The 300-nt window shown below is 54.7% G+C and carries 1 rRNA gene; it reads left to right on the plus strand.

What is annotated here, in order from left to right:
- Nucleotides 1-300 (plus strand): 23S ribosomal RNA (locus ACE5LO_RS27890); the annotation flags it as partial.

The following is a 300-nucleotide window of genomic DNA, read 5'->3' on the forward strand; positions in this document are numbered from 1 at the left end:
CAGATCCGCCGAAAGCCTAAGGGTTCCTGAGGAAGGTTCGTCCGCTCAGGGTAAGTCGGGACCTAAGGCGAGGCCGACAGGCGTAGTCGAAGGACAACAGGTGGAAATTCCTGTACCACCGTAAACCGTTATGAGCAATGGGGTGACGCAGCAGGGTAGTGACGCGGACTGATGGATGTCCGTCCAAGCAGTGAGGCTGATGTGTAGGCAAATCCGCACATCGTAAGGCTGGGCTGTGATGGGGAGTGAAAATTACAGTAGCGAAGGTCATGATCTCACACTGCCAAGAAAAGCCTCTAG

The sequence above is a fragment of the Paenibacillus medicaginis genome (assembly GCF_042138635.1).
Lineage (GTDB): Bacteria > Bacillota > Bacilli > Paenibacillales > Paenibacillaceae > Paenibacillus > Paenibacillus medicaginis.